Source organism: Bradyrhizobium sp. USDA 336 (genome assembly GCF_044908355.1).
Lineage (GTDB): Bacteria > Pseudomonadota > Alphaproteobacteria > Rhizobiales > Xanthobacteraceae > Bradyrhizobium > Bradyrhizobium yuanmingense.
The window spans coordinates 8,008,228-8,031,813 of sequence record NZ_JBIYDC010000002.1 but is presented as its reverse complement, the minus strand read 5'-3'; the positions used below and the strand labels follow the sequence as shown (position 1 = coordinate 8,031,813).

15 protein-coding genes and 1 pseudogene are annotated in these 23,586 nt (G+C 59.2%); 11 read left to right on the top strand and 5 right to left on the bottom strand.

The features are described from left to right. The first annotated feature begins 10 nt into the window (after positions 1–10). The 4 genes from ABIA45_RS38220 to ABIA45_RS38205 all read left to right on the top strand — a co-directional run bounded on the left by ABIA45_RS38220 (position 11) and on the right by ABIA45_RS38205 (position 7,343). A complete protein-coding gene (locus tag ABIA45_RS38220) occupies positions 11–451 on the top strand; it encodes a hypothetical protein (protein ID WP_404655465.1) in 441 nt (146 codons plus the stop codon). A gap of 2 nt (positions 452–453) precedes the next feature. Next, the gene (locus ABIA45_RS38215) at positions 454–1,620 is read left to right on the top strand and encodes a hypothetical protein (RefSeq protein WP_225133342.1); all 1,167 of its coding nucleotides are present in this window, start codon (positions 454–456) and stop codon (positions 1,618–1,620) included. Positions 1,621–1,641: 21 nt separating this feature from the next. Further along, on the top strand, positions 1,642–6,447 hold the full coding sequence (locus ABIA45_RS38210; protein ID WP_404655463.1) for a peptidoglycan-binding protein: 4,806 nt from the start codon (positions 1,642–1,644) through the stop codon (positions 6,445–6,447). A 215-nt stretch (positions 6,448–6,662) separates the two neighbouring features. After that, complete coding sequence (locus ABIA45_RS38205; RefSeq protein WP_404655462.1) at positions 6,663–7,343, top strand: poly-gamma-glutamate hydrolase family protein; 681 nt, start codon at positions 6,663–6,665, stop codon at positions 7,341–7,343. Positions 7,344–7,534: 191 nt separating this feature from the next. Here ABIA45_RS38205 and ABIA45_RS38200 read toward each other — a convergent pair whose 3' ends face one another. Then, the gene (locus ABIA45_RS38200; protein ID WP_404655461.1) at positions 7,535–8,065 is read right to left on the bottom strand and encodes an N-acyl homoserine lactonase family protein; all 531 of its coding nucleotides are present in this window, start codon (positions 8,063–8,065) and stop codon (positions 7,535–7,537) included. Positions 8,066–9,801: 1,736 nt separating this feature from the next. On the opposite strand from ABIA45_RS38200, the gene ABIA45_RS38195 reads away from it, so the two are divergent. The 3 genes from ABIA45_RS38195 to ABIA45_RS38185 all read left to right on the top strand — a co-directional run bounded on the left by ABIA45_RS38195 (position 9,802) and on the right by ABIA45_RS38185 (position 14,597). Then, the gene (locus ABIA45_RS38195; protein WP_404655460.1) at positions 9,802–10,113 is read left to right on the top strand and encodes a hypothetical protein; all 312 of its coding nucleotides are present in this window, start codon (positions 9,802–9,804) and stop codon (positions 10,111–10,113) included. Between the two features lie 366 nt (positions 10,114–10,479). Further along, a complete protein-coding gene (locus ABIA45_RS38190; RefSeq protein WP_404655458.1) occupies positions 10,480–12,441 on the top strand; it encodes a putative bifunctional diguanylate cyclase/phosphodiesterase in 1,962 nt (653 codons plus the stop codon). A 1,178-nt stretch (positions 12,442–13,619) separates the two neighbouring features. Beyond that, a complete protein-coding gene (locus ABIA45_RS38185; RefSeq protein ID WP_404655456.1) occupies positions 13,620–14,597 on the top strand; it encodes a DMT family transporter in 978 nt (325 codons plus the stop codon). Positions 14,598–14,615: 18 nt separating this feature from the next. Here the strand turns inward: ABIA45_RS38185 and ABIA45_RS38180 are convergent, their stop codons facing one another. Further along, positions 14,616–17,252 carry an EAL domain-containing protein gene (locus tag ABIA45_RS38180; protein ID WP_404655455.1) on the bottom strand — a complete coding sequence of 879 codons (2,637 nt, stop codon included), beginning with the start codon at positions 17,250–17,252 and terminating at the stop codon, positions 14,616–14,618. Between the two features lie 184 nt (positions 17,253–17,436). Here ABIA45_RS38180 and ABIA45_RS38175 point away from each other — a divergent pair, with 184 nt between their 5' ends. Next, positions 17,437–18,306, top strand: coding sequence for a hypothetical protein (locus ABIA45_RS38175; protein WP_404655453.1), 870 nt, complete (start codon positions 17,437–17,439; stop codon positions 18,304–18,306). A 431-nt stretch (positions 18,307–18,737) separates the two neighbouring features. Here ABIA45_RS38175 and ABIA45_RS38170 read toward each other — a convergent pair whose 3' ends face one another. Continuing rightward, complete coding sequence (locus ABIA45_RS38170) at positions 18,738–19,145, bottom strand: acyl-CoA dehydrogenase family protein (protein WP_404655451.1); 408 nt, start codon at positions 19,143–19,145, stop codon at positions 18,738–18,740. Positions 19,146–19,257: 112 nt separating this feature from the next. On the opposite strand from ABIA45_RS38170, the gene ABIA45_RS38165 reads away from it, so the two are divergent. After that, on the top strand, positions 19,258–19,680 hold the full coding sequence (locus tag ABIA45_RS38165; RefSeq protein WP_404655449.1) for a helix-turn-helix domain-containing protein: 423 nt from the start codon (positions 19,258–19,260) through the stop codon (positions 19,678–19,680). A gap of 103 nt (positions 19,681–19,783) precedes the next feature. Here ABIA45_RS38165 and ABIA45_RS38160 read toward each other — a convergent pair. Then, positions 19,784–20,229 (bottom strand): annotated as a pseudogene (locus ABIA45_RS38160) (biotin synthase); the annotation flags it as partial. 1,018 nt (positions 20,230–21,247) lie between these two features. Between ABIA45_RS38160 and ABIA45_RS38155 the strand changes: the two are divergent. Beyond that, on the top strand, positions 21,248–21,631 hold the full coding sequence (locus ABIA45_RS38155; protein ID WP_225174463.1) for a CidA/LrgA family protein: 384 nt from the start codon (positions 21,248–21,250) through the stop codon (positions 21,629–21,631). Next, the gene (locus ABIA45_RS38150; protein ID WP_404655448.1) at positions 21,628–22,350 is read left to right on the top strand and encodes an LrgB family protein; all 723 of its coding nucleotides are present in this window, start codon (positions 21,628–21,630) and stop codon (positions 22,348–22,350) included. Before ABIA45_RS38155 ends, ABIA45_RS38150 begins: the two co-directional genes overlap by 4 nt. On the opposite strand, the gene ABIA45_RS38145 is transcribed toward ABIA45_RS38150, so the two are convergent. Then, positions 22,273–23,547 carry an ABC transporter permease gene (locus tag ABIA45_RS38145; RefSeq protein WP_404655447.1) on the bottom strand — a complete coding sequence of 425 codons (1,275 nt, stop codon included), beginning with the start codon at positions 23,545–23,547 and terminating at the stop codon, positions 22,273–22,275. The two genes, ABIA45_RS38150 and ABIA45_RS38145, sit on opposite strands and share 78 nt — an antisense overlap. Positions 23,548–23,586 lie beyond the last annotated feature (39 nt).

Below are 23,586 nucleotides of genomic sequence, written 5' to 3'. Positions count from 1 at the left end.
GGAATACGACATGGCCAAGAAGCCTTCATCTTCGGCGGGATCCGACTCCGTGCTGGAGCTTGCCAAACGCCAATCGGACGGGCACCCGCGCAACGAGGAGATCGACCTCCTCAAGCAGACCATCAACGAACTGCACGAGCGCGATGCGAAGCGCGAGCAGGAGCTGTGCCACTTGAATCAGGCGCTGAGCCGGTTGTCGCAGATGAGCGCGATCGAATGCATCCTGACCAACGGATTTGAGGAACTGTCCACCAAGCTCGCACCGCTGGCGGAGATCGGACCTCATCGCGTTCCGATCACGGATGGCGCTGTGAACGCGCGTCTCGCAAGCATGATCGAAGCCACGGCGCGGCCGAGCTGGTCCGGAGCATCGACCGTGCCGATACCAACGCGTCCCGTTCCATTCATCGGCGAGGTCGTTCCGCGCCCACGCGACAACGAAAGGTATTAGTCATGATCCAGCAGCTGATTGACCGCATGATGGCGCCGCCGTCCAACATGTCGCGCGATGCGGCGGCCGCAATAGTGCTCATGTGCGATCCGTTCGATCTGTTGCTCCACATGGAACAGGTCTGGAACGCCTTTCGCGTATGGGGACCGCCGCCGAATCCGCAGCCGGCCAGCCCGGCCCGGCTGGCCTTCCTCCGCTACGACATCGGCGCATTCGCGCCATTCATCCCGGATCCGTCGTTGGCCGGTGTCCCGCAATGGGACCACCTCGGCTACAGCTACGTTCTGGAGAACACACGCGCCATCCAGATCCTGCGCCGCGTCGTCCGGGAGTATCGCTCCGGCGAGGGATTGGGCATCCCGTCAATCGCGACCCAGCGTTGGCTCGAGATCACCGAGGTGCTGCTGTTTGGTGCCGCCAATCCGCTTGCCCCGTGGCTGTCCACCAGTGTCATCCGTCCCGATCCCGAGGCGGTACGGCGCAACGCATACTGGCGGCTCTTCGGCCTCGACCTGGCATTCGGCACCGACGACAACCGGCCGCCCACCTACGACAAGGCCACGCACGCGAACGCGTCATTCATCCAGGTGTTCGAGGAACTCCTTTTTGAACTGTGGCAGGCGATCACCAACGTTCGCAACACATCCGGCGTGAACGCCTCAGACGACGATCGGATTTTCAGGATCGCCGAAGCGCTGCGATTTGCACTGCGCGCCCGGCGGCAAAATCAGTTGCTCAGCCGGGAGGAGCTGGTCGCGGCAACGGCCCTCGGCTGGGCCGAATTGACGCTAAGCGCCAACACGCCGGTGGTCGAGGATCTGGTTGCCAACGCCACGAGCCCCTACGAGCGTCTGCGGATGATCGGCGAGCGCGTTGGGCTCGCACCGCACAGCAGGTCGTCGGCTCTGTTCTCGATGGCCGGCGATCTTTCCCGGTTCCTGCGCATCGTCGAGTCCGGCGTCGTGTCCGGACCTGAACTGGCGTGGGTTCTCTACCTCGAGCAGCCGCCGGTCGGTTCGCCGCCGGGCGCAGCTTCGCCGATCGGAGCTTCGAGCAGGCGGGTCATCACTGAGTGGGCATCCGCAACTGGCAAGGATCTGAAGACACGCGCAAAGCCGATCGAGATGCGGCCGCCGACCCGGCCGCCGCTGCTCGTCGGCGCACGTTGAGGTCAACGCAGGAGGCAGACGATGCACGGGTCCACGCAGGATTTCCAATCGCTCGACCCGCTCGGCCTCGACGCTCCGTTCGCGGAGACGTCCGAGCCGGAGAACCACAGCGGAATTGGAGCGTTCGCCACGCTCGAGGACAACCCGTTCGTGGCCTTTTCGGGCGAAGCGGAGTGGACTGGTGCGGGTGAATCCCAGTCCCTCGAGGAGGAAGAACTGGGCTCACCCCACTCCTTCGCGAACTGTACGTCGACGCAGAAGCACCTGCTACTTGACGTCGCCGAACGGTGTCTGCGCGCAGTGCGGCATGCGGCCTCGTTCGTCGGCAGCGCGTACGGACGGCCGGATCAGATGGGCGCAGCCACGCGGCAGCTGCTGCTGCGGCATTTTCACACCACGAAGCACGACGATCTCCGTCACATCGTCACACGGCTGATGCGGATCGAAATAGCGCTGAAGGATGGAATCAAGTTCCGCGGCGAGACCGACTGCGCCACGGACGGCAAGGGAGCCGTCTGCGGCTATGCCCTGACGACGCAGTTGTTCGGCGGTTTCGGCAAGGTCCACATCTGCTTCGACACCCGGCCGAGGCACTGCAACTTCAGCGCGCTGGCGCCCGACACGCAGGAGGTGACCCTCATCCACGAGGTCGCGCATCGCTATGTCGGCATCAAGGACCAGGCCTACGAGCACGAACCGAAATACTCGACCCTGTCCCCGAAGCAGGCTCTGGACAACGCGGATAGCTACGCCTTCTTCGCCGTCGAGGGCATGACCCTGCTGAGCGAGAGCTTCGAGCCGGAGGTGGAAGGCTCGCTGTCGGAAGATTACGATGAAACGTCGTTCACCGGGCTTGAAGCCCAGGCGTGGGATTCGCATGGCTTTTCCGCGGATAACGAAGCCGCGCGAGACGAAAGCTCGGAGCCTTGGGAGCGCGAGCTCGAGGAGGCTCGCGAGCTGGAATCCGGAGCCAGCCGCTGCGCCGAAGACGAACACGAAGGTGAGGACGAATATCTCGAGTCCGAGGCGTGGACCGCAACAGCGGAGCAGATCGCCTTTCGCAACAATGTGCTCGCCGAGCATATCGCCCGCAGCCGCAAGGCCAGGGGTGCTCCCCTGCCGGACCTGAGCAGCACTCAGGTCGAGACGATCCCCGGCACCAGCGTCAAGACGCGGCCGGAGACCGCGCGGGCCGCAGGCCGCCTGCTCGCCGCTGCAAATGCAGATCTGCAGAAGGCTCAGATTGCGGGTGATGCAGATGCGCTGCAAACGAAACGATTGACGGCAGCAAGCGGCTATCGCGGCAGCGAGCACCAGCGCTCGCTGTGGCTCAGGTATTTCAAGGGCTACTACAACCGGACACGCGCGCACCGCGAAGCTCTTGCCGAAGGTCCGCATTCGAAGGCGGCAGCCGCCTACATGCTGAAGTCGAAGGCCTACGGCGGCTTTGGCCTGGGTGGCCGGATTGCGGCGCCAGGCTACAGCAATCACCAAAACGGCATTGCCGTCGACTTCTATCAGAACAGAAAAGCGGGATTCGAGGTTGCCAACAGTAGCAGTGACGCAGCGCGAGCGGCCTGGCGCAGGAGCTGGTTCTATGGATGGCTGAAGCAGAACGCGGCGGCTTACGGCTTCGAGCAGTTGCCGACCGAGGAATGGCACTGGGAGTTTCGCCGCAAGCCGACGATCACGAGCGAGTTCGAAAGCGAAGCCGTCGTTCCGTCCACGAAGCCGTATCTTGACGGCGCGTTATGGATCTACCGCTCCCGCGTCACCGGGACGAAGATCGCCGTATTCGCGCCGGCCGCGGCCGTTCGAGGCAGCGGGCCGGTGGACATGTTGCTCTACATCCACGGGTTGCTCAGTCCTTGCGGCGTGCCGCGAGCCATGCCTGCGGGCATCGTGACGGAGGCGACCTTCAGGCTCGGCAAGATCGTGACCGACAGCGGCCGGCCGATGCTGCTGATCGTGCCGCAGCTCCAGATTGGGAGCGACGCAGGCTGGAGTGCACACGGCCTCGACCGGCCTGCGCAGCTCAATGCGCTGTTTGCCGAAGTGCTGGGCGAGACGGACCGCCGCCTCGAGCGGAGCGGCACGCAAATAGGCCGGCTCGTCATTTCCGGGCACTCGCGCGCCTACGGCGTGCTCTATCCGCTCGCCAACGCGAACAAATCCACGGCGCTCGGCACCGGCGCGCTTGCGAAGCTCGTCAAGGTGTGGGTGCTTGACGCCACCTACGGAAGCCCGCCCATCGCGGCGTTCAAGACGCTCGCCGCAGCCCGGCCGGGTTTGGGCGTGGACATCGTTTACCGCGCCAAATCTCCGACCGACAAATTCGACGGCCGCGCCAGTGCGGGCGCCGTGGCGCTGCGCCCCGTGCCAAATTCGATCACCCATTGCGCGCTGCCCGGTAAACTGCTCCCGACCTTGTTGAGCGAGCTCGGCGCCCCGGATGGCGAGGCCTTCGAGGATTTCGATGCGATGTCGAGCGCGGAAACACATCTCGAGAGAGGCGACGGGGAATCGTTGGCTTGGCGGGACGTGGAAGCAGGCCTTCCTGGCGACAAGCTCGACGAAGACTTCTCCGACACGGGCTGGCCTGAATCGTCCGAGGACGAAATCGAGCACGAAGGATGCGGATGCGGGTGCGGCGCTCACTCGGCGCCCCGAAAATTCGAGGCCGAGTGGTTCGAACCGGAATCGGATGATGCAGGATGGCCTGCAGGCGTCGGCGTGCGCGCATTCGACACCGAGGCCGGTGGAGCTGCCGACCTCTTGCAGGGCGCCTCGGCTCTTGTGGTCGGACCGACGCTTCGCCGCGGCAACGGCGGCGCCGGTGTCGAAGCGCTGCAGCGCGCGCTGGCGCAACTCGGCCATTCGGCGGGCGAAATCGACGGACGATTTGGCGCTGCAACGGAAAAAGCGGTCCGCGCCTTTCAGTCCCGCGCAGGCCTCGCCGCCGACGGCGTGGTCGGCCCGCGCACCAAGGCGGCTATCGCCGCAGCGCTCGGGGGCAAGATCGCGCCGCTACCTACTCCACCTGCTCCCATCCCGCCGGCACCGACCCCGCCTGCGCCGCTTCCTGTCGACGAGGATCTCGATGCCTTCATTGCCAGATTGGCTGCGGAGTGGTCGCGGCGGACGGGCGGAAAGCCTTCGGCCGACGAACGAAGCGCGGCGCTGCGCGGCGACTACGAGGATACGCTGAAGGGCGCCCGCATGCGCTTCGGGACGAAGTACGCCGACGACGTTCTCCGCCGCGCCTGGATGATCAGCCGCGAGGAAGAGATGCGCTTCCGCACCGAGCCATCGGGCGGCTCGCTCGGCGATTTCGGGCCGCCGGCGCAGCGGGTGGAGCTGGTCAGTCACGCGTCGATCGACGGAAGCGGCAAGGCGCCTGTCGCGCCGATCATGGTCCGCTTCTTTGCCGAGCTGCGCCGCCGCTACGGCGCAGGCCTCGGAGCGGGCACGTATCGCGGACATGGCGGCGGGAGCTTCAACGACCGCGGCTATTCGCTCGATCTGTTCCTGAACAGGCGCGACGCTCGCGGTTTCTATCTCCGCGACGATGCCTTGAGGTTGCTGCGCGCGGTGAACGAGACCGCGAAGGCGATGCCGGCCAAATGGCGGGTCATCTACAACGATTTCGCGGTCGCCGACGAGATCAACCGGGAGACCGGCAAGCGCAACGTGATCTTCGTCGGCACGACGCGCAAAGACAAGAACAAGCGCGTGACGGGGCTCAACTGGCATGGACCGCATCCCCTAATCATCCACTTCCACCTCGACCTCGCGCCGCTGCCGGGCGCGCAGAGCGAAGCCGAGGACGAGGGATGGCAGGAGACTTGGCAGGAGAACTGGCAGGAGAACTGGCAGGAGAACTGGCAGGAGAATTCCAGCGACAGTGAGGACGTGCGCGCCGCCTGCGAGGGCGAATCTCCAGCCGACGAGACCCTCACCCTGGAAGCCCTGCTCGCGGGCGAAGCGGGAGGCGATCCGGGGCTGGTGGACCGCCTCAAAGGCGTCGCCGAATTCATGCTCGGACCGACGCTGCGCCGGGGCAGCAAAGGCGACGGCGTGAGCAGCCTGCAGCGCGCCCTTGTCGGGCTCGGTTACGATTTGGCAGTGGACGGTGATTTTGGTTCGAACACCGAACGCGCGGTGCGTGGGTTTCAGTCGCGCAGCGGGCTGGAGGCCGACGGCGTCGTCGGCGCGGCGACCAAAACCGCGATTGGCGCCGCGCTGGGTGGCCGCTCGCTGCCGCCCGCCCCCGCTCCTACGCCTCCTGCGCCGACGCCCTTGCCCTACGTGCCGGGCAAGAAGCTCGCGCCGAAAGCGTTCGTCGCCACGTTCGGCGAGTCAGCCAGGGCTTCGCAGGCGGCGAGCCGCGTACCCGCCCTGGTAACGCTCGGCCAGGCAGCGCTGGAATCCGGCTGGGGTGCGCATGCGCCCGGCTTCAATTTTTTCGGTATCAAGGCAAAAGCCAGCATGCCCGAAAACATGCGGCAGTTGCTGAAGACCAAGGAGGTCATGTCGCGGCCCGACGCCAAATTCCCCGAAGTGATCTCGGTGACGCCGCGGCCCGACGGCAAGTACGACTATGTCGTGCGCGACTGGTTCCGCGTCTATCCCGACGCTGCCACCGCGTTCAGCGAGCACGGCTCATTTCTGGCGCGCAACAAGCGGTACGCCAAGGCGTTCACGGTCAGCCACGACCCATACGCCTTCGCAACCGAAGTCGCTCGCGCGGGCTACGCCACCGGACCGACTTACGAGAGGGAGCTCCATGCCGTCATGCGCATGATCGAGAAGGCGGGTGGCGGGTAAGAATGTCGAACTGAAACCTGCGACCTAAATGGTCCGATCCGGATCGCCGGTCGGGTCTGGGCGACGCGTTCTCGAAGAAGTCAGGGCGGCAGCCTTATCGTGCCCGGAGGTCCACCATTCGCCAGCAAGAGCCGCACGCCGACTGGCTCTCGATCATTCAAGCCGACTGCACGGAGATCGGTGATATGCCACGAGGACCTGACAAATATGATTCCATGACTGCTCTGTACGATGATCCGAACAACGTCGAAGGGATGGCATATGGAAAAAGATGGCTACGTCATGAGTGGCGCCAACTGGTGGAAGAACAGGTTACGGACAACACGGAAACACAAAAGATCATCATGGCCCTCCACGGAGGTGGCATTGAGACCGGCACAAGCGAGATCGCTCTAGCTACGGCAGGCTATCATCCGGCTACGCTGGCGACCGCAGTTGATGGTCTTGGATTTCATGACCTCTGGCTGTTTGAAGGGTTGTTGCCCTCCAGCAACGGCGACCTGCATGTGACGGCTTCCCACTACGATGAGCCAATAGCCACGAAGTTGGCTGAAAACGCTCAACGTTGTATCAGCTTGCACGGCTGTACGGACACCCAGGCGAATGGAAGAATTCAGCTCGGCGGACTGGACGACGAGTTGCGCGATATCGTTCTGGAAGAATTGGATGCTGCAGGAATCCCGGCCGAGGTTACCAGCAACCCGATGCTTGACGGCAGTCTCCCAAGCAACATCGCAAACAAGACAAGAATTGGCGGCTGCGCCCAACTCGAGATGGGAACGAGCTATCGTAGAAGCTTGTTCGGGATCAACACAAGGCGACAGCGGAAAAACACGACGAACGCTCAATTTTGGCTACTGGTCGACGCTTTGCGTAAATCCATGAGCCGCGTATGAGCCGTTCCCTACCCGGACGGACTAGCCAGCAGGCTTGTTCGAACCGGGCACGACGGCTTAGAAAATCGATATTCCAAGCCCAGGTTACGCCGGCGCCCACCGGCCGTCTCAGGAATGAGCACCCACGGACGGCGCGACGTCGAGGCGGACGGCGACACCAGCCAGCTCCGGGCTCGGTGCCGGATAGAGCTTCATGACCAGCGGATCATGACCGGGTACGATGTGGTCCGCGTCGGGCGCGGCCGCCCGCAGCTTGTCGAAACCCGCCCCAGCATGTCGCCGACGTGAAACGCCGTCGTGAACGGACGCTCGCTGGTCATGTTCTCGGTGAAATGGCTGACGTCGGAGGCGAGCACGACAGGGCCGCGGCGCGTGTTGACCCGGACGAACTGAAGGCCGGCGGAATGTCCGCCCGCGGCATGGACCGTCAATCCCGGCGCAATCTCCGCGCCGCCGTCGTAGAACAGCACCCTGCGCGCATAGTTCAGCCGCACGATCCCGCAGACATCCTCGACCTCGAAGGAATGCGACAGCCGCGGATATTGCACGTAACGCCCGGTGGCGTAGGCGAGCTCGCGCTCCTGAAGATGAAACCGCGCATTCGAAAACCGGTCGAAATTGCCGGCATGGTCGTAATGCAAATGCGTCAGGATCACATCCTTGACGGCGGCGAGGTCGATGTCGAACGAGGCGATCGAAGGCTTCTGGTTCAGCGTATTCACGGCCGCGTGTACGAAGCCATTTTAGGCGCCCAACGAAGCGAAACTGAAACAATGCAATTCGAACCTGTGATCGTAACGCCCATTGAGGGAGGGTGGAATGCGTAGCCTGATTTTCGGTGCGGCTCTCCTGGCGCTGGCAACCATCGGATGTTCCGCGTTTATTTCGGCCGCCCTTTCCGCAGCACGGGATGCAAAGGCCGCAACATTCTCAGAACGGTTCGCGCCGACAGTGACGGTTCTCCCAACCGGCTAGGCCCGCCAGCGTGAACCGGCGGGCCTGAGCACTCACTTCTTCAAACAAAGCCCGACTGTCGGCGACGTCCCGCATTTCGCTCCGTCGGCGGCGCCTCCGCTTGGACAGAACACCGACACTAGCGTTTCGCTGTTGTTGCAATTGACGGCGCCATCAGCTTGCACTGCGCGGATGTTGACGTCCCCGGATCGCCCTTGTCTCCCTTCTCACCTTTTGGCCCCTGCGGTCCTTGTGGTCCTTGCGCACCGGCTGGGCCCTGTGGTCCCGGCACCCCCTGAATCCCTTGGGCCCCCTGCGGGGCCGGTCGGCCCCTGCGGCCCTGGATCACCTTTAGGTCCAGGCTCTCTGCCACAGGCCGCAAGGATGAGCGCGGCAGTCAGAACTCCCGCCGTGATCATTTTGTGCATTGCGATCCTCCCAGTTATCAACCCATTAAACAGGTCGTCTGAGAGAGCCGCGAGAGAGAAGCCCGCCAGCGTGAGCCGGCGGGTGAGTTGGTTTGGACTGTAGATTGCAACCGGGGGTGCCGGCCCGCAGCTCAACTGTATGCGAGCTCGCTCGAGCCCGCGAGCCCATCTAAGCGGCAGCTTCCGCCCCGGCCTTCCGCGGCGCGTCGCATCCATCCCCTTCATGGGGTGGCACGCTCCTTGCCAATTGCACGTCCCGCAGCATGGAGGCGTGCACCGATGGGACAACGTAGTCGCATTATCCGGCGCCCAAAGCCCGATTTGACACATATCGCTCGGAAGCTCGTGAGATTGCTCGACGAGATCGAAGACCTTGATGAGCTGAGAGAAAAGGTCCGGCTCGCCGAAGCCGCTCGAGTGTTGCACTAGCCTGCACTAAAAAGCGCCCTCCACCTTCTTGGGGCGCTGATTGCGCTCCCTAGCAGCGCTAGGATAATTGTCGCATTTCACTTCCAGTTTGAGTGCGAGCCGCACTGCAATCCATCTTCTGGATCGCTCTAACAAGAATGGCGTTGTGCGCGCGCCGACGAGGCGGAGTTAGTGTTAACCTCGACAATGTCTTTAAAATTGATCCCAACGCGGGCCAGACCTGTTCTGAGGGGCTGGTCTCGAAACACCTCGATCGGCCTTACCGAGGCGGACGGCAACCGGCGTTCAGTGTCAGGCACCGTGCTGCTGGGCTTGCGAGCCGCCAAGCACTTAGCTTGGTCAAGGCGCGAAACGCAGCGAGCGCGTTCGCTTCAAGTGAACGCAAAGGCGAGCAGGCTCGAGCAGAGCACCACCAGACCGACCGCTGTCAGTGTCAGGAAGCTGTCGGAGACAAGGTCACGATTGCGCATGAAACACCCACGATCGCTCCGTAGGAGCGAGGGCAGCAGTCCCGCCTTGGCTCGACGAGAAAACAACCGGCCACCGCCTCAAGCGCCTTCTGCCGCCAGCGCTCGAACTAGGTCGGGGCAATGGGACACCGGCTAGAGGGATGCGGAGATCGTCGTCCACTGCTTGCCAACATCTTTATGAATTGGTTCCTGAAGCATTGGCGGCTGACGGCGCGTGGGGAAGCATTCCGTGCGGACGTTGTCGCGTACGCCGACGACTTCGTCATCCTCAGCTGCGGATACGCGACTGAGGCTCTGGCGTGGACGAACGCGGTGATCACCAAACGCCTACACATCACCTCGTTGGCCTGGGCGATATTCGACCTGGCCTTGCGTTCGCATCGCGCGTTTCTTAGGGTGAACGCGCAGCATTGCTTCGTTCTATCGGACATGTCGCAGGAAAGCGGCGAGATGTCGGGCGTCCACGATCGGCACCGATCTCATCGATAGAGAAAGTCGTCGGCGCAAGCGGGCGTAGCTTCCGACGCGTGCGCATCTCATCTTCTGTCGATCTCGTACCGACCCACCGTTTAATTCAGGTTAGTGCACAAGCTGCCGTCATGGTCGGTTAGCTGAATTCGGCGATCGATTACAGGCACAGGTCTGTACGTAATGTACAGAACTGTGCCCCGGTTTGCGGTGATAGAGGACACGAAAGTCAGCCCGCCCGGCCCCGCCTTCGCCCCCGCTAAATAATGAGTTCGGCCACGCATGCCGCCGGACGTGGCGAACTTCAAGAATTTATCTTTTCTCAAATGTTTGCCGCGACCTTCCAGCACTGGCGGCAACGTTAGAGCCAGTCCTGCGGGGTCCGAGATGAGGACATATCTGAGCTTGTATGTCTCGAAGCTATTCGCGGGGGATCTGGCGGCTTTCGGCGGCCCTGCGACAGATGAAGCGGTCGCAGGGCACATTCGGGCGGAGCAGATCTCCCTCGTGCTCGGCTATTCCCTAGGCATAATGCTGGCCAACGCCTGCAATGCGACGGTGCTTGCAATTGCCCTCTGGCACTCGCCCAACAGAAACTATGCCCTGATCTGGGCAGCTGCCGTGGTTTGCGGCGCGTTATCGATAGGCCTGAAGGCGCGTTTATCACGACGGATTACGAAGCCGCAGTTCGTCTCCCGACAGGCCATGCATCGGCTGGTGCGAAATGCGCTCGTTCTTGGAACAGCCTGGGCGGTCGTTCCGGTCGCTTTCTTCGCCGACGCCTCAAATGGCGGCCAACTCGTGATCACATGTCTTTGCTCCGGGATGCTCGCGGGCGGAGCATTCGCCTTCGCTACGATTCCCGTGGCGGCGGTTGCATTCACGGCTCCGATTTTTGTGGGTACGGCAATCTGCCTCGGCAGAAATGGCGATTTCGTCTATCTGCTGGTCGCTATTCTTGTTGTGGCCTATGGCTTCGTGCTTCTGCGCGGCGTTTTCGCCCATTCTTTCGAATTCACGAAACGCACCATTGCTCAATTGGAAGCCGAACGGAGGGTCCGGCGGGATCCCCTTACCCACTTGCCGAACCGTTTCGCCTTCAACGAAAGCCTCGAAGCCGCCCTCAATCGGTTGGCTCGCTCGGGAGAGGAATTCGCGGTTCTTCTGCTTGATCTCGATCGCTTTAAGGAAGTGAACGACAAGTTCGGCCACCCCGCTGGAGATGAGTTCCTCGTTCAGGCCGCGGCGAGACTGCAACGATGCGCGCGTGAGACCGATACTGTCGCGCGGATCGGCGGGGACGAATTTGCGCTGATCGTGACCAATCTGGCCAAAGTCGAAGACGCGTTGGAAATCGCCGAGCGCTTCGTCGGGGCTTTCGGCGAACCATTCCTGATCGAACGATGCGAGATCGCGAGCGCGACGAGCGTCGGGATCGTGTTGGCCCCGCGCGACGGCAATACGCCCCATGAGCTCTTGAAAAATGTCGACCTTGCGCTCTATCGCGCCAAAAAAGCGGGGCCCGGAACGGTTCGCTTCTTTGAGGTCAGCGACGACAAATCAGCGCGCGATCGCAGGGCGCTGCAACGGGATCTGGAGGAGGCGATCGGGAAAGACGAGCTTTTTCTGGTCTACCAACCATTCTTTGATATTCGCGAGAACCGAGTAACCGGCTTTGAGGCCTTGCTGCGCTGGCAACACCCTGTCCGGGGAGTCATTTCGCCGGCTGAGTTCATCCCAATTGCCGAAGAAACCGGCTTGATCCACCCGATCGGCGAGTGGGTGATCCGACGCGCCTGCTCGACGCTTTCGAACTGGCCCTCCGATCTCAGGGTCGCCGTGAATTTCTCGGCAGCTCAATTCCATAACACCAGCATCCTGCAAACAATCGTGCAGGCCTTGACAGAGGCCAGAGTTGCCCCTAGCCGACTTGAAATCGAAATAACGGAGTCGATGCTGATTTCAAAATACGGGCCGGCATCATCGATCCTGAATTCACTCCTGCAACTGGGGGTGACGGTGGCGCTCGACGATTTCGGAACAGGATTTTCGTCGCTGACCTATTTGCTCAAATTGCCTTACACCCGCATCAAAATCGATCAGTCCTTTATACGCGACATGCTGACACGGCCGGATAGCGCGGCGATCGTAAAATCAATAATCACGCTGGCGCAGGATCTGCACATTGGCGTGGTAGCGGAAGGCGTCGAGACCGCCGAGCAGCTCGGGCGTTTGCGCCAAACGAGCTGTGATGAAGTCCAAGGATATCTCATCGGTCGGCCGGTATCAGCCGACCGCATCTTCGCCCTACTCGATCAAAATAAGCAATGGTCGACACCTGCCGCTTGAAACGCCCTGTACGAACCGACCGACCATCATGCCGCGCGAAGCCGCGTGCGGCGCTGGCAATGCTAGCGGAATCAACGACAAGATCGGTATGTGACCGACCTTGCGATATGACCCTACGGCATCCAAGTCCGTCACATCGTCTTGTTGTTCAGCGCCAAGGGTAATACCGATATCGATCAAATAGGTCGAAGGTCTATCGGTAGGTACATCGGAGCCCCGAAGGCGCCGCCCTGCCGCAGCAGGGCATCCCGCAAATAACGAACCACTTTCACGATGATAATTTGCGCGCTGTTTTGGGTACGAATAGTAGCATCAATGTCATCAACCCGCTTCAACCGCTGGCGTTGCGCGACTTCTGAACCTCGTCGAGTAGACCAAGGCGCGTGACTCGCGATGCGTGCCACAGTTAAAAAGGCCATTTGAGCCAGAGGCCGGAAGGGCGGGCGGCGTCCTACCGGCTCACCTCAGGTTCGGCAAATAAGCCCTGCCGCGACAATCGTTCCATGCTCTATAAGGGCCTACCGCGACTGTTCGCCGAGCTCGCCTGGTGCGCGGCGACGTCGGCATCAACGCCTGTTGCACGATCTCGGCCGCATCGTGGTTCTGCTCCTCTACCATCGCGGTCTTGAGCCGATCGACGCTGGCGCCCCTTGCGCGGCAGTTCGGGTCCACTAATGGTCTTCCGTTCACGCAGAGCTGCCGGCACAAGGCCGCAGCGAGCCGACCGCTTCAAATAAACTTCTAGATCTGGATCGTTGACATCGATTGCCCACCACGTTCCGTCCAAGCATATCAAGGGTGAAGAGACGAGACTTTTACATCCGTTGCCAGAAGGCGGGTCGTTAGGCCCAACTTTCACGTCTTTCGCTCCCACCCAATTCTGATTTCGATTTCGGCAACCTATCCTGAATGGCTCCAGATTTGGTTGGAAGAAAAAGAACACTTTTAGGCATTTGCTCGGCAATTACCTGGGACACGCGGCCAGGCAAGGGCGTGTTTGGCTGGGCTGTTCTGCAACTGGACCCGCCATGTTTCAAAAATTAACCAAGAATTGTTTCTGTTACCCATAACGCTTTCTTAATACTTAAGCTAAGCGAGACTAAGTCTTGCTAGTGGCTCGCAAGCGATAGTCGCGCGGCCAACGCTGACGCAATCTTCCAACTTCATGGAAACGCATGATGAGCGATCTTACGGACACCGTCGGCCATCCACAGAACCCGATGGCCATTCCCGGCTCACGGAAGGACGACGTTGTTCGCGGAATATATTGCATGATCGCCGCGAGCGTGATGTTCGCACTATCGAGCGCACTATCGAAATGGCAAGCCGCTCTCTATCCTGTTGGCGAAGTTATGTTCTTTCGCTCCGTTTCTGCGTTTGTCCTCTGCGCCGCATTGATCCTCCCGGCAACGGGCATGTCAGTCTTTAACACTCGGCGGCCCCGCGCCCACCTTGCGCGCGGGCTGTCGCAGTCGATCTCGCAGACGTTCACTGTCATCGCCGTTAGTCTGATGCCCCTTGCAGGCGCGATCGCGATCAATTTTTCTGCATCGTTGTGGGCGGCCTTGCTGTCATTAGTCTGGCTTAAGGAGCGTGCCGGGATCGCGCGTTGGAGCGCGCTGGTAACAGGATTCGTGGGGGTCATCGTTGTGGTAAATCCAGGTGCAGATTCGTTGCAGATTGGCGCATTATTTGCGCTGGCAAACGCGGTTATGTATGGCAGCGTCACGGTTGCCGTTCGCGGAATGACCGCAACTGAGTCTGCAAAGACGCTGTTGATGTGGCAGATGCTTACGGTAACCTTCTTTCATTCCTTCTTACTGCTGTTTGGATTCCGGGTGCCGGCGCCGGCTGACGCAATCATGTTGACCCTGAGCGGTGTTACAAACGCCGCGGCACAATATTTTTGGACGCAAGCGCTCCACCTAGCCCCGGCCGCCGCCGTCTCGCCATTCTATTACCTGACCCTCGTCTGGGCACTTGCGATTGGATTTTTCGTTTGGGGCGACGTGCCGACGCTTTTTCTTCTGATCGGGTCCGGTATTGTCGTTGCATCGGGCCTGTTCCTGCTCGTGCACGAGGCTCGGCGACCAACCAAGAAGCCGATCTTCGGTGAACAAACTGGAAAATCCAGCCTTCAGAAAGTCGCTGGGTAAACGAGCGGGTCCCAAACTCTAGGCGACAAATTTGCGCCCGGGCGACCATTTGGCAATCATTTCAGGAACTGTCGCTATTGGAACAGGCGGACTGAACAGATAGCCTTGCCCTTCGTCGCAATCGAGCGCCGCGAGAAAATCATACTGTCCGACGGTTTCGATGCCTTCTGCCAACGTCGTCATTCCCAGAGCGCGAGCAATACTCACCACGGCTTGCACAATCACAACGTGCTCGGTGCCTTCAGCAAGGTCAGAAACAAACGACCTATCTATCTTGATTTTGTCGAATGGGAAGCTACGGAGATAACTGAGAGAGGAATACCCCGTACCGAAGTCGTCCAACGAAATGCGGACGCCGAGTTGCTTCAACTGACGCAGAGTAGATAGGGTGGATTCATTATTGGTCATGAATACTCCCTCGGTAATTTCAAGCTCAAGGCGATGCGGCTGAAGTCCGGTTGCCGCCAGGGCGTGTCTCACGACCTCGGAGAGATTGGAAGCTGAAAACTGAATCGGGGAAAGATTGACCGCTATCTTAAGATTGTTCGGCCAGTGCGCGGCGCAGCGGCACGCCTCTCTCAGCGCCCATTCACCAAGAGGTTGAATGAGTCCAGTATCCTCCGCTACCGCGATGAATGTTGTCGGCGGTACCATGCCATTGACCGGATGGCGCCATCGCATCAAGGCTTCGAAGCCGGTTATGATGTTGCTCCGCAAATTGAGGATGGGCTGATAATATAGCTCCATCTCATTTTGCTCGATCGCCTCGCGCAGATCGATCTCAAGCTGCCGTCGTTCCCTAAGCTCCCTGTTCATTGCAGCATGATAGAATCTATAGCTGCCACGTCCTTGGGCTTTGACCGCGTATAGTGCCAGATCGGCGGCAATCAGAAGGTCGTCGCAATTTACTCCATCGCACGGCCCAATGGCGATACCTACACTGATGCCAGAACGGATTCGGTGACCTCCGATCTCAAAGGGCTTCTGTGCTGCCTCGATCATGCTATTCGCCAGGTCCGCGATCGCTGGTCGAGACTCAACCGTCGGTACAACAACTGCGAATTCATCGCCGCCGAGCCGTGCCAGCACTTCATTTGCACCGAGCGTATTCTTTAAGCGCCGGGCCATCTCCTGCAGCAGCAAGTCACCGGTCTGATGGCCAAGGGTATCGTTGATAGCTTTAAAACGATCAAGGTCAAGAAATAGGACGGCGAATTCCGCCGCTGGCTGCCCGTTGTCTACTGCCGATGGTTGCCGGCGGCTCATCTGGTCGAGCATGGAGTGGAACATCCGCCGGTTTGGGAGACCGGTCAGTGAATCCTCGGAACTAAGGCGGACTGCATCTGCTTCAGCGCGCGATCTTTTCGTGACGTCAGTGAAGGTTTGGACGAATCCACCATCGGGGAGACTTTCCCTGCGAATTTCGATGATTGATCCATCCGGCATCGTTCGTTCGCTAACGCCGAGTTCTCCTGCGACAAGATCTCCCAAGATCCGAACAGAAGCCTCGGTCAGTTTGCCCGTAGGTGTCTCGTATTCGGCGAGTTGATCGACTCTTGGTGGGTTCTGTATGAACTCTACGGGCAAATCGAGCAACTCGCCGCAGCGACGATTGATAATCGGAATCTGCTGATCATAGGTAACCAGCATAATTCCCTGATTCATATATTCGAGCGTAAGGTCAAGTTGATTCGCTTTTTGCCTTGCCTTCGCGTCTATCCGTAGAAGCTGCTCAAGAGCAATGAGAACCAGCAAGGTAAGTACGGTACCCACCAACGAATTCAACTTGAGGGCGTTCCGAGAGCTTTCCATGATCTGGCTTTTGCTCAAGCTAACGCTGACCCACAATGGATAGCCCTTGACCTTGCGGACAGTAATGAAACGCGTTTCGTTGTTGGCGGGATCAATGTTTTCAAATGTAGTTTCGACCCCGGCTCCCATTTGGTCGAGCAGTTGTGTTCCGCTAAGATCGTCCCCAAGTGCGTAACCGACCGCGCTCCCGCCACTCGAACGAACCACGCCATCACTTCCGATCAGGGCGATCGCCGCCGCCGATCCAAAATTGATATTGTTGTAGAATTTCGTCAAATGGCCCGGATTGAGCGAGGCCACGACGACGCCGCCGAACGTCTGATCACTATTCACGAAGCGCCGCGTGAATTGCACGGACCATTTTCCGCTCGCACGGCCAACCACCGGCTTGCTGATAAAAAGCTGATCCGCGATGTTGTTCAAATGAAACTTAAAGTGCTCTCGATCGCTCAGATCAAGGGCAGGCGCGGGTTGAGGACCGCTGTTCGACGCGCGCATAATTCCCTTGTCGTCGATAATGGCGACTTGGACGATAATGTCGCTCAGCACGTCGGTCGTGTTGGCAATAGCGCTAAAACTAACCGAATTTTTCCGGGTCTCAATGCTCCGTCGCAGGTATAAGAGCGCCTTATCAATTTCTCCGATTGATCGAAGAACATTCTCTTCGAATACTAGCGCAAAGTTACGAGCGTCCCGATGCGCCTCTCTTTCGTCCCCCCGAACATCGCCGAAGTATTTTACAGCAACTCCTGCCCACACCATGGTGATGATCACCAAGCCGAAAATTGCCGAGCTTCGACGCTCAGCAATCAGCTTTGGCAACTCTAGGATTTGTAAATTCATGCCGAGAACAGGCCCCCTATCGGCAGGGCTTACTCGTCGGATATTTCGGGCGACTTAACTTCATTGATCGGCCACCGGAGCGTGAGGTTAACCTTAATAGATGGGCCACCTCTCTCCCGAGTTGACGTTGAGAAAAATAACCGATTATTAACTCGCGATAAAAAGATCTTCTTTCGGAGTTCATATGTCGGGTTGCGATACGGTTGGTTCGAAAGAAGACGCATTAGCCCACACTGAATTTAGGGCTTGTTCGCAACCCTTTGGCAACAAAGCTGTTGACGGAGCATTTGAACGATCAAACGAAATTGCGGTGCCTGTCACTCCTCGAGCCAAGGAGATTGCGCCAGAAAAAGTCCTGCAAGCCTTTAATACTTGGGCTTTTAAGCGTGAGCAACCTGACAACTCTGCTGCAATGTTGCAGAGCATTTCCAAATCAATTGCGGTCAGAAATCCCGTTCCGTTTGTGCTCTATTGGGGCAAAGGTCCGCGGTCCAACATCGACAAGCCAGACTTCGAATGTCTCAACTATTTGGCTGCCTTCACCCGCCGAATCAGCACAACATATGCACCGGGGGCGGCATTAAGGCTGATTTTCACCGATACCCATGCGGAATTGAACGGACATTCATCACTGAACATACGCCAGTACTTTGATGAGGTTGCGGATGGCGCCCGCGAACGCGGTTTCGAGAGCTGTTGGTTGGGCGACCTCACAAGGGCCGCAGAAGCGGATAGCAAAAGTCCTTTAATCGATGAGATCGTACCGGAGCCGACGTTCCAGCGGCTGCTTGCCAGCGCGATGAAATGGTATCGTGGAAATGGAAGTTGTGAGGATGGCGCAATAGAATATTACCGGATGAACATGATCGAAAAACGCGCGGTCGAACGTGCATTTCCTGACTCAATCTTTATCACCTTCAATGGAAGCGAATTTCGAGGGCTTTTCCCCCCAAACCTTCCAATTTTCTACATGTATTCGCTTCGCAAAGGGATCAGCATCAAACCCTGGTTCCTCTTCCCAGATACGGACGCCTGCGAACAGCGAGCAAGTTAGTCTCGCGTGTTGGAAATGCCGCGCTACGTTGTTGAGATTTATTCTTCCGAGGACGGGCCGCCTTGCGGATATTGTCCGGGTCTAGCTGAGAAGGGCGGCTAGAGCGGGCTTGCAGAGGGCAAGATAGACAGCTGCGGCAAAGTCTCCGCAGACAATCTGCTCATAGGATGATTTGGACTCCTCGGGGAAAGCGAACTCTCGCTGCTCAGTGGGCTCCGGCGTCCAAATGCACTTTCAATAGCGCAGCCCACACGTGTGGCGCAGGATTCCAGAACGGTACGAAGTCGCACTGTCGAAGCGCGTGCCGCTGAGGCCGGAGCGAGCGAGGGCTAGCGCCCCGCCGGCCCGGCGAATTTCGGTCTATTCTCCCCCCTCGTAGAACAGCTCGAGCGGCAGCCCGACCAGCGCCTTGCCGATCCAGTCGCGAGCAATCACATTCGGGGTCCCATGGCTATGGCTGCCCGTGCGTCGCGGAAGGAGCGCTCGATGGGTCCTCGGTGATAGCCGTAACCTCCCGTAACCGTGAGCGCCGCCGCCGCGACCTTGTTCGCAACCTCGGCTGCATGCACCTTGAACTCGGTCCGAGAAATGAGGATTTCGCTCTGCGGCTTGCCGGCTCGCCAGAGCTCATCCAGCCTTGCCGCGAGTTCCACGCGCCACGGCCGCAAGGTCTCGACCAACACCTTGGCTGCACCGAGTTCCTGCCGGATCGCCTGATAGTCCGACAGGCTCTTGTTTCGGTCCTTGTGCACGAAATTCGTGGCGTGCGTGGTGACGGCCTGACGCCAAACGACCTCGCTGAAGACTGGGCTTTTCCAAGAAATGTCGACGCCCGCCAACTCGGGAAGGACGAGCAGATCAACGGGCGCCTTAGCGAGCTCACTTTCCAGCCGGCTTCACATCGCTGTCGCGCTGTCGCGATGATCGGGAAATTCGCAGGTCGCTACTCGGATGATCGCCGTGTCCTCCATGACAGCCAAAGTTGCGCCAAGCGATGCCGGGTTGACCAGTGGCACAAAGTTTGACGGCAATGCCTTGGCATCCATATTTGCGTGGGCGCAACACCACTTGGATCAAGACCTGGCGATCGACCTCCTCGCTTCCCGCGCTGGAATGAGCCGCCGCACTTTCATCCGGCGATTCGAGGAGGCAACCGGAATGTCGCCCGGTGATTGGTTGACGCAGGCACGCGTGTCGCGGGCTCGCGAACTCCTCGAGGCGACGCAGCTCCCAATCGAGGGTATCGCGGTCGAGACCGGCTTCGGCTCGGCTGAGGCGCTGAGACATCATTTCAGACAGAGAATCGGTACTAGCCCCATGCGTTATCGTGCGGCCTTTCAGTTACCTGCGCGAGCGGGAGCCGAAAATTGCTGAGCAGCATATGGCGGTTAAATCGCTAAGCGCGAGCTTCAGGACGGTCGCCTGCCCCTGTTGTCGATTGGCCAAAATGCCAAAGCTAGTGTTTGAAGCAAGCTGGCTACCGTCGCCAGTATCCATGTCGGTTTGGCCGTCCCAGCAGCTCGGCGTCGCGGTCGCGCTGCGGGTTGGGCGTGGTCAGCAGCACGTCCCTGATAAACATCGAGCTGGCACCGGCAAGGAAGCGGAGTGCCTGCAATTCATCAGTCATGTACTGAACTCCGGCAGAGAGCCGGGCCACGCTTTGTGGCATCATGATGCGCGCCACCGCAACGAGGCGCACCACATCGATGGGATCCGGCCGTTCCGCGGTTACGTTGACCGGGACGCCCCTTGACTTCGTTCCAAAGATTGATGGAAACACTCTCCGGGTGAACGGTCATGTTGGCGAGCAGCACTAGCATGCGGAGCCGGTCGGTAGCCTGCTCGCCCATTCCGATGATGCCGCTACAGCAGACCTTGATGCCGGCTGCGCGACACGCGGTCCAGCGTGTCGATGCGGTCCTGTGCAATCACGGGAATGGATGTTGTGCAGGCAGTACCAGAAGTTCGCGGTCCGCAACTACACCGCGCCTCCCTCCTCAGGCACCCCCACGGGCTGGTGCCGCACCACCTGACGGGCGTGGCAGCCATCCGGCGAGCCCTGCTTTGACAACAACACTATCCAGCGACATCCTTCCTGGGTGCGCATCAATGAATGAGACAACCGGCAGCCTTCCAAAAAATGCCGCTGCCGGATTTCTCCAACAGCGGCCTAAGTCTTGGGAGAAAGCAGACGAGCCGGTCTGCCAGCGGAGCCGAGCAACAAAACAGAATCTCAATCGTGGTCGCCCATTGACACTGCCAACCTCTTTCCGCTCGCATTGCGGAACGATTCGACTTCGACTTTGCGCATTGGAACGTCATCAAACGGTTCGAGATACGGAGTGAAGTCCTGCTTCCAATCGCCATTCTTCCAAATGAACTCGCCTGGGTCATTGGGGCACGACGCAGCATCGGGGTAACCTTGGGTAAATAGACCAGGCGACCTCGAGAGGCGACCGGACGAAGATCGTGAGAAGCTCGCGGCCTACGCAGATAACGGTTTCAACCTATCGAGGCCGGACACTTGGCTTGCCAACCAGCAAATTAAAAACATTCGATCCCAGCATCCGAAAAATGAGAGACACAATTTGCAATTATCGTGCGTTTTCTGACCAACGGCCAAACAATGGAGATAGAGAGATCAGAGGCTCACGAGATGAGCACCAGTTGTGCTTGCCAAACCATGCACAGAAAACTTGAGACCTCCTGATTTTTGAAATACGTATTGCGGTCACCATAGATCGAAAATCGACGAGGCAATGCTGCCTGCCTAGCAAGCTCTCTCACAGGGAGAGGAGCGTGCGCGATAATTCCGACGAGGATAAGGACTGATTACTAGAGTCGCTCCGTCTTTGGCCACGATGCATCGCGCTTTGCCGGAGGCTGTGGATTATGCGTCAGGTCCTCAACGACTTGATGCGATTTATCGTAAGGGTCGTTCATGATCGCGAGTCTCACTGTTGTCCTCCTCTGCCAACTCATCGGCGAGGTCATTGTGCAAGGTCTGAGCTTACCGTTGCCAGGGCCTGTGCTTGGTCTCCTCCTCTTGCTGATCACGCTGCTTGCCCGCGACCGCTTCGTGATGATGGCCCGAGGACCGTTTCGGGATAATAGCGTGGAGAATGTCAGCAAGGGACTGTTGACTCACCTGTCGCTCCTTTTTGTGCCAGCCGGCGTTGGGGTCGTGCAGAAACTTGATCTGCTCGCTGCGCATGGCATAGGCATCATTTGCATTCTTATGGTGTCGGTGACTGTGACCTTGCTCGCGACCGTGCTGACGTTCCAGATTGTCAGTCGCTTCACAAGCCGAGAGGACGCTCGATGAAGGAAGATCCGTTTTCGCTCTGGGTCTATCTGTCGCAATCCCCCTTACTTTGGCTGACAATCACTTTGCTGGTCTACGCAATAACCGACGCGGTATCAGTTGCAACGCGCCGTCATCCACTCGGCAACCCTGTGTTGCATGCGATGTGGATCATCGGCTTGTTTCTGCTTCTGACGGGTACCTCCTACACAACCTACTTCGCTGGTGCGCAGTTCGTACATTTTCTGCTGGGGCCTGCAACCGTCGCGCTCGCCGTGCCTCTCTATGAAAATCGCAAGCTGGTCACCGCCGCGATCGTTCCGATGCTGACCGCCCTGGTTGCCGGCTCCGTTACAGCTGTCACATCTGTGGTCCTTCTTGCCGAGGCCGCCGGGCTTCCCCTCGAAACTATCCTGTCTCTTGCGCCAAAGTCACTCACGGCCGGCGTTGCAATGGGAATCAGCGAAACGCTACATGCGGATCCGTCGGTGACTGCTGTCGCAGTCATTCTCACTGGTATCATGGGCGCCATCATCGTGACCCCCTTGATGAACTGGACAGGCATCATCGATTTTCGGGCTCGAGGCTTTGCCGCAGGCATCGCGGCGCACGGCATCGGCACCGCACGCGCTTTCCAGGTTGATGAGATCGCTGGTGTGTTCTCAAGCCTTGGCATGGGCCTGAATGCCCTTCTGACATCCTTCCTGGTGCCGTTCGCAGTAACGGTATTGATAAAATGATGCGCGAGACCTCTCGCCGCTATTGGACTCTGCATCGACGAAGAATGTCCAGAGACGAACCGCTTCGCCAGTAGCACCTTCATAGCCCTCGTTTACGTTCCGAGATGTCCATGGGCGCTGTTCGGACACCACTCGCACTCCCATAAAACAAGATAAAGCCTGAAAGGGAAGCCTGTGCAAGGAAGCCGCCCAATTGACTCGCTCAATACCGGAACAGATCCCGTCTACTTGATGAAGGCAAGCCGTGATCGATCGAGCGTGACTGTCACGGCCAGGATGACGATAAGGCCCGTCACCATGATCTGGATGTAGGTATGCACCCCTGCGATGTTTAAGCCATTTTGCAGAACGGCAATCACCAACACCCCGATTAGCGTTCGATGCACGCCTCCTGAACCGCCTGAAAGAGCGGTGCCCGCCCATGACCACAGCTGCGATCGCCTGAAGCAAAAGGTCATCCCCCATCCGGGCGGTTCCGGTCGAGGTTCGCGCGACAAGCAACAAGCCTGCAATTCCGCAGAGCATTCCGGATGCGACGAACGCGATTGCTTTCGTGCGAAGAACATCGATGCCCGAAAGCCGAGCCGTCACTCCTCCCCCTCCAATTGCAAACAGAGATCGCCCGAAATGGCTTCTCGCACCGATAAAAGAGGCGACCGCAAATATCAGAAGCGCCAGAATTCCCGAGTTTGGAATGCGCCCGATCATTGCACCGGATGCGACCCATGTGAGATCCGGACTGCGAAAAAACACGTTCACTCCGCCACTGATCCAGGTGGAAATGCCCCCAATGATGGTCATGGTGCTGAGGGTGGCGACAAAGGACGGGATCCGCAGGCGCAGCACCAAAATGGCGTTGAAAAGGCCGCAAAGCGCCCCGATGACGGAAGCAGCAAACAGAATCGCAGCGGCGCTGAACCCGAAATCCCGGATCAGAACTGCCGAGGAGATTGCCACGAAGGTCACGATCGCGCCGACGGAAAGGTCGATTGCTCCCATGAGAATGACAAAGGTGATGCCGGTCGCCACGACGAGCAGGATGGAGGACTGTCTCATCAGATTGAAAAGGTTTATCCAGCTCAGGAAGCGAGGATTGATGGCTGTGAAAACGATGACCATCGTCAGCAGCAGAAGCGCGGGGCCACCTGGATTTATGATCGCGCGGTGACGCTGAACAAACTGCCTCGCGATCTCCATTGTAGCCTCGAGTCGCAATCTCGATCTACGCGCCTTTGT

What these genes read in the sequence shown, in the direction of transcription:
- ABIA45_RS38215 (WP_225133342.1), top strand. Translation starts at nt 454, where the DNA reads ATGATCCAGCAGCTGATTGACCGCATGATGGCGCCGCCGTCCAACATG.
- ABIA45_RS38220 (WP_404655465.1), top strand. Translation starts at nt 11, where the DNA reads ATGGCCAAGAAGCCTTCATCTTCGGCGGGATCCGACTCCGTGCTGGAG.
- ABIA45_RS38145 (WP_404655447.1), bottom strand. Translation starts at nt 23,547, where the DNA reads ATGGAGATCGCGAGGCAGTTTGTTCAGCGTCACCGCGCGATCATAAAT.
- ABIA45_RS38155 (WP_225174463.1), top strand. Translation starts at nt 21,248, where the DNA reads ATGATCGCGAGTCTCACTGTTGTCCTCCTCTGCCAACTCATCGGCGAG.
- ABIA45_RS38150 (WP_404655448.1), top strand. Translation starts at nt 21,628, where the DNA reads ATGAAGGAAGATCCGTTTTCGCTCTGGGTCTATCTGTCGCAATCCCCC.
- ABIA45_RS38180 (WP_404655455.1), bottom strand. Translation starts at nt 17,252, where the DNA reads ATGAATTTACAAATCCTAGAGTTGCCAAAGCTGATTGCTGAGCGTCGA.
- ABIA45_RS38195 (WP_404655460.1), top strand. Translation starts at nt 9,802, where the DNA reads ATGAATTGGTTCCTGAAGCATTGGCGGCTGACGGCGCGTGGGGAAGCA.
- ABIA45_RS38205 (WP_404655462.1), top strand. Translation starts at nt 6,663, where the DNA reads ATGACTGCTCTGTACGATGATCCGAACAACGTCGAAGGGATGGCATAT.
- ABIA45_RS38210 (WP_404655463.1), top strand. Translation starts at nt 1,642, where the DNA reads ATGCACGGGTCCACGCAGGATTTCCAATCGCTCGACCCGCTCGGCCTC.
- ABIA45_RS38190 (WP_404655458.1), top strand. Translation starts at nt 10,480, where the DNA reads ATGAGGACATATCTGAGCTTGTATGTCTCGAAGCTATTCGCGGGGGAT.
- ABIA45_RS38165 (WP_404655449.1), top strand. Translation starts at nt 19,258, where the DNA reads ATGATCGCCGTGTCCTCCATGACAGCCAAAGTTGCGCCAAGCGATGCC.
- ABIA45_RS38175 (WP_404655453.1), top strand. Translation starts at nt 17,437, where the DNA reads ATGTCGGGTTGCGATACGGTTGGTTCGAAAGAAGACGCATTAGCCCAC.
- ABIA45_RS38185 (WP_404655456.1), top strand. Translation starts at nt 13,620, where the DNA reads ATGAGCGATCTTACGGACACCGTCGGCCATCCACAGAACCCGATGGCC.